This window comes from Hyphomonas sp., assembly GCF_040882205.1.
Classification (GTDB): Bacteria; Pseudomonadota; Alphaproteobacteria; order Caulobacterales; family Hyphomonadaceae; genus Hyphomonas.
In genome coordinates this window covers 1-2304 of record NZ_JBBEBT010000279.1, presented here as the reverse complement: position 1 = coordinate 2304, position 2304 = coordinate 1, and the positions used below count along the sequence as shown (strand labels likewise).

The window sequence follows — 2304 nt, the reverse complement described above, 5'->3', positions numbered from 1 at the left end:
GGGGCGGGGGGCGCCGCCGGCGGCTCGGTTTCCACGGCGTCGAGACCGGCGAGGAGGGTGCGGATCGCCTTCTCCGTGCCGCGCGCATGGCGGGCGGCCTCGCGGTAGAGTTCGGCGACGAACTTGGCATAGGGCCGGCCATGGGCGTCGACCTCGTCGGCGAACTCCTCCGGACTGCAGGTCTCGATTTCGCGGCCGAGGGCGTCGGTCAGCAGGACCGCATGCGGCTCCGGCGTGATTACCACCCGGTAGCCTTCGGTATCGTGCACGACAGACGCGTTCTCACCTTCGGTCCAGGTGACCCGCTGCTTGCGCGTCATGTCGCTCAGCTTGTCGATGAGGCGCTTGGTCGAGGGATGCAGCATTGCGGCACGCTTTCCTTTGATGGGCCGGGTATGACTTCCGCGTCAGGTTAGCCCGGGCTGCTGCAATATTCAAACCATTGAAACCGATTCGCCCTCCAATAGGCAGCAGAGCGGTGTCAGGGGCCGGGTGCGCGCGGAAAATAAGCGATCTGGCCCAGAACGGCGGCGCTGCCGTCGCCCTGGAAGTCCAGCCCGAGTGTGCCAGACGAGAGCGCTATCTCGCAGTAGACGGGGCCGTCTTGCCGGTTGGTTTGAACGGAGCAGGGTTGCGGCAGGGCGCCGCGCAGCTCGCCATAGGTCGTGACGCCCGATTTTATTTCCCGGGGCGCTCCGCCGAGGAGGAGACTTGCCGAAACCGAGCCAACATAGCCGCGCGTCCAGTCCGCCCGCACGGTGAACAGGGGTACTGCGCTGCCATGTTCCTGGACATGGAAGGCGGGCTCCGGCGCATCCGCTGCGGCGACGACTTCCAGCCCCTCGAAGGCCCGCTCGATGGCCGGCAGGGTGAATGGCACCTGGCCTGAAAAGCCGTTGATGGCGCCTTGTGTGATCGTGAGGCTGGCGGCCTGCGCCTGCGCTGGCGGCTCGGGCTGCGTGCAGCATGCCGTCAGCAGGAGCGCGCAGAGGATCAGGCTGCTCTTCATCCGGTCATTCCAGATCGGAAGGGTCCGAGGCGAGCAGATCGCGCACATCTTTTCTGACTTCCGACACGTTCTTGATATAGGTTTTCACCGGCTGGTCCTTGTCGACAGAGAGGTCCGTCCGGAAGGCGCGCACGACGGCGTCCGGCGAGATGAGCAGGTAGGTCGGCGTCCAGTTGATCTTCAGCTGTTCGCGTACTCTGCCATCGGCGTCGAGGATAACGGGCAAGGTGTATCCTGACGATGCGAAATACGCTTCGAGCGAGGCATGGTCGCCGAAATACCTGTCAGCTTTGGCCTCTTCAGGGCTGAGGGGAACGTGAATCGAACCGAAATCGAGATCCGGGTCCTGGGCAATCGCCCGGTCGAGCGCCGCAACATAGGGCCCATCTGCAACCGAGTCGCCGCAGGCCGCGCTCCAGATGCTGATGACGGTCCAGCGGTCCAGCTTTGCCGAATCGAATATGCTGCCGTCTGCCATCGGCGCGGTGAATGCGGGCAACTTTTGACCCAGAAGCAGATACTCCAACGGACGGCCATCACCGTCGCGGGGCACTGGCGCGCCAGTATCCTGCAAGGCTGTCTCGACCGACGCGGCCTTGTCCGCCTCAGGCGCTTGTGCGGGCGCGGTGGCAATCTCTGCCGGGGCGCTGCACGCGGCAGCAAGCGCGAGCGCGCAAAGGGCGGTGAGCAGCTGTTTCATCGCGTCAACACTCCGGTGGCCTGGTGCGATTCTCGCACTTGCCTGCGGCATCATGAAGGCAGCCGATTGCCGCGCCAGAAAAAAGGCCGGCCTTGCGAGCCGACCTTTCCGTCAGTTCACGATAAGCGCGCTGATCAGTTGTAGAACTCGAACAGGCCGGCTGCGCCCATGCCGCCGCCGATGCACATGGTGACAACGCCCCACTTGGCCTTGCGGCGCTGGCCTTCCAGCAGGATCGAGCCGGTGCAGCGCGCCCCGGTCATGCCGAACGGGTGGCCGATCGAGATGGCGCCGCCGTTGACGTTGTATTTCTCGGGATCAATGCCAAGGCGGTCGCGCGAATAGAGGCACTGCGACGCGAAGGCCTCGTTCAGTTCCCAGAGATCGATGTCGCTGACCTTGAGCCCATGACGCTCTAGCAGGCGCGGCACGGCAAATACGGGACCAATGCCCATCTCGTCCGGATCGCAACCGGCCACGTTGAAACCGGCGAAGCGGCCGAGCGGTTTCAGGCCGCGCCTGGCAGCTTCCTTGGCTTCCTTGACAACCACCGCGGCGGCGCCGTCCGACAATTGCGACGCATTGCCGGCAGTGA

The 2304-nt window shown here is 64.8% G+C and carries 3 protein-coding genes and 1 pseudogene; all 4 read right to left on the bottom strand.

Annotated features, from left to right (window positions below; translation table 11 throughout):
* Positions 1-365 (bottom strand): hypothetical protein (locus tag WEA77_RS11965; RefSeq protein WP_368068113.1); only part of this gene is annotated, 365 nt, incomplete at its 3' end.
* Positions 366-481: 116 nt separating this feature from the next.
* Complete coding sequence (locus tag WEA77_RS11960; protein WP_368068112.1) at positions 482-1009, bottom strand: hypothetical protein; 528 nt, start codon at positions 1007-1009, stop codon at positions 482-484.
* A gap of 4 nt (positions 1010-1013) precedes the next feature.
* The gene (locus WEA77_RS11955; protein WP_368068111.1) at positions 1014-1709 is read right to left on the bottom strand and encodes a TlpA family protein disulfide reductase; all 696 of its coding nucleotides are present in this window, start codon (positions 1707-1709) and stop codon (positions 1014-1016) included.
* Between the two features lie 134 nt (positions 1710-1843).
* Positions 1844-2304: pseudogene (locus tag WEA77_RS11950) on the bottom strand (acetyl-CoA C-acyltransferase); the annotation flags it as partial.

Bases quoted from the DNA above. Each gene is read 5' to 3' on its own strand.
- WEA77_RS11960 (WP_368068112.1), bottom strand. From the start codon at position 1,009: ATGAAGAGCAGCCTGATCCTCTGCGCGCTCCTGCTGACGGCATGCTGC.
- WEA77_RS11955 (WP_368068111.1), bottom strand. From the start codon at position 1,709: ATGAAACAGCTGCTCACCGCCCTTTGCGCGCTCGCGCTTGCTGCCGCG.